The sequence below is a fragment of the Streptomyces sp. NPDC058157 genome, from assembly GCF_042884105.1.
GTDB lineage: Bacteria > Actinomycetota > Actinomycetes > Streptomycetales > Streptomycetaceae > Streptomyces.
In genome coordinates this window covers 1-2,991 of sequence record NZ_JBHVUQ010000374.1, presented here as the reverse complement: position 1 = coordinate 2,991, position 2,991 = coordinate 1, and the positions used below count along the sequence as shown (strand labels likewise).

The following is a 2,991-nucleotide window of genomic DNA, read 5'->3' as shown; positions in this document are numbered from 1 at the left end:
GAACGGGGCGGACCTGGAGGTGTCCGCCGCCCTGCGGGCCGTCGCCGGGGAGCCGGCCGGGCACCCGGAGCGCAAGACGGTCCGGGAGACCTTCGAGTACGCCGTGACCGTCACCAACCACGGCCCCTCCGCCGCCCGGCAGGTGGTCGTCACCGACCGGCTGCCCGCCGCGCTGGAGTTCGTCTCCTCGCGGGACGGGTGCGCTCCCGAGGGCCGCGACGTCCGCTGCGGTCCGCTCCCCCTGCTGCCGGTGGGGCGCACGCACACCTGGGTGATCACGGTCCGGCTGGCGGCCTCGTACGAGGGCGACGGCTCGGACGTCGTCAACGAGGCCCTGGTCGGCGCGGAGACCGCCGACCCGGACCCGGGGAACAACACCACCTCGCTGACCGGCCTGAAGATCCCGCCCAACGCGCGGACGGCCGACCTCGCCCTGACCAAGACGGCCCTGCTGGAGCGCGGCCGGACCTGGGTCCGGCCCGGGGAGAAGTTCACGTACCGGATCACCGTGCGCAACCAGGGCCCGGCCACCGCACGCCAGGTGCGGGTCACCGACCTGCTGCCGGCCCCGCTGGTCCTGCTCTCCTCCCCCGACGACTGCGAGCCCGCCGCGGGCGGCGGGAGCCGGGTCGTGTGCCCGGCAGTGGACCGGCTGGCCGCCGGGGAGAGCGCGGAGTTCCGCATCACCGTGCGGGTACCGGACCGTGACCGGGCCAACCCGCCGGGGCGCGGCTGCACCCCGCTCGACAACATCGCCCGTGTCACCTCGGCGAGCTTCGACCCCGACCTCTCCGACAACACCAACCGGCCGGGTACCACCGCCCCGGGCGGCGGACCGCTGTGCCTGCGCCGCGACGGCGGGGACGGGCACGGAGGCCACGACGGCGGGCACGACGGGCAGCACGACGGCGGGCACCACGGCGAGGACTGCCCCCGCGACCACGACCACGGGCAGGACCACGACCACGAACACGAGCAGGACCACGGCCGGGACCAGGACCAGGGCCGCGACGACGACCACCACGGCCGCGGGGACCTGGCCGACTCCGGCTCCCCCGCCTCCGGTCCGCTGATGGGGACCGCGGGCGCCCTGGTCGCCGCCGGTGCGGTGCTGCGTACGGCCTCCGCCCGCCGGGGCCGCCGCAGGGGAACCAGCCCGTGAGGCGCCGCGGCTCCCGGCTGCGCCGCACGGCCGTGGCGCTGCTCTGCGCGGTCGCGGCGGCCCTGCCCGCCCTCCCGGCGGCCGCGCAGCCGGACCCCGTACGCACCGCGCCCCGGAACGTGTCCTTCCCGGTCTACGAACCCTTCGACAGCTCGACCAATTCGGGCACCGCCACGGGCAACGCCTCGTACCCGGACCCCGGCTGGCTCAGGCTCACCTCGACCAGCACCGGCCAGGCCGGAACCTGGAAGATGAAGGACTCCTTCTCCTCCGCCCTCGGCATCGTCGCCGAGTTCACCTACGCCACCTACGGGGGCTCCGCCTTCGACGGCAAGCGGGGCGACGGACTCTCCTTCTACCTGACGGACGGATCGGCGGCCGACGGGGTGGGCGCGACCGGCGGCTCGCTCGGCTACGCCTGCTCGATGTCCGGCAGCACCTGCACGGGCCGGCCCGGGGTGCCGGGGGCGTACCTCGGCATCGGGCTGGACGAGTTCGGCAACTTCTCCTCCTCCAGCGTGGGGAACGGCGGGCCCGGCGCGGCGCCGAACAAGATCGTCGTACGCGGCGGCGGCAACGGTTCCACCGGATACCGCTACGCCACGGCCGTCACCCCTCCCGGCTCCACCGTGGAGACCGGCAGCCGCGCCAAGAACCGGACCATCCGGGTCTCCCTCCTGCCCAGCGGGAAGAAGATGCTGCTCTCGCTGTGGTCCGACAGCGGCCCGGGCACCGACATGACCAAGCTCCTCACCGACTACGACGTCACCTCCATCGCCAACCAGCCCGCCCTGCCCGCCACCCTCAAGGTCGGGTTCTCGGCGGGCACCGGCTCCGCGACCAACAACCACGAGATCAACGAGCTCAGGATCAACGTCCCGGTCGACCTGTCCGTGAAGAAGACGGTGGACACCAAGACCGTGCCCGCGGGCGGCGGCCCGGTGACCTACACCGTGACCGTCTCCAACGACCAGACCAACGACGTCACCGGCGCGGTCGTCCGCGACACCGTGCCCGGCCTGACGGACGTGACCTGGACGTGCAGGGCCGACACCGGCAGCGCCTGCGGGAAGGCGTCGGGCAGCGGAAGCGCGCTGGACACCACGGCGGACCTCAAACGCGGCGGCACGGTCACCTACACGATCACCGGCACCGCCCCGGCCCAGCCCGCCACCCTCGCCAACACGGCCACGGTGACCGCCCCCGCCGACCGCTCCGACACCGACCCGGCCGACAACACCTCCACCGCCGACCCCGTCACGGTCACCGCCCGAGCCGACGTGGAGGCCCTCAAGGAGAGCCTCGGCGCCGGCCCGATCGCCCCCGGCGAGACCTTCGACTACCGGATCACCGCCCGCAACAACGGCCCCTCGGACACCTCCTCGGTGGCGGTGGCCGACACCCTGCCCGCGTCCCTGTCCTTCGTCTCCTCCCCCAACCGCTGCACGGCGAACGGACAGGTGCTGTCCTGTCCGGTCCGCGTCGCCCTGGCGGCCGGAGCGCAGACCACCTGGACCTACCGGGTCCGGCTGGACCCCGGGTACACGGGCGACGGCTCCGACCTCGGCAACACGGCCACCGTCAGCCACGCCGTCCCGGACCCCCGGCCCGCCAACAACACCAGTACGGCGGCCGGCCCCCCGGGCGGGACGCCCGTCCCCAAGGCCGACCTGTCGACGGTGAAGGCCACCACCACCACGACCCGGGTCGCCCCCGGGCAGACCTTCGCCTACCGGGTGACGGTCACCAACGCCGGCCCCTCCACGGCCCGCCGGGTGAGGATCACCGACCCGCTGCCGTCCGCCCTGTCCCCGGCCGCCCCGGCCGAC

General features: G+C 74.7%; 2 protein-coding genes. Both read left to right on the top strand.

The genetic code is table 11. The features are described from left to right. Positions 1 to 1,162 (top strand): DUF11 domain-containing protein (locus ACFVXK_RS37950; RefSeq protein ID WP_389621759.1); only part of this gene is annotated, 1,162 nt, incomplete at its 5' end. Next, the coding region (locus ACFVXK_RS37945) for a hypothetical protein (protein ID WP_389621756.1) at positions 1,159 to 2,991 on the top strand (1,833 nt) is incomplete at its 3' end. The genes ACFVXK_RS37950 and ACFVXK_RS37945, both read left to right, overlap by 4 nt.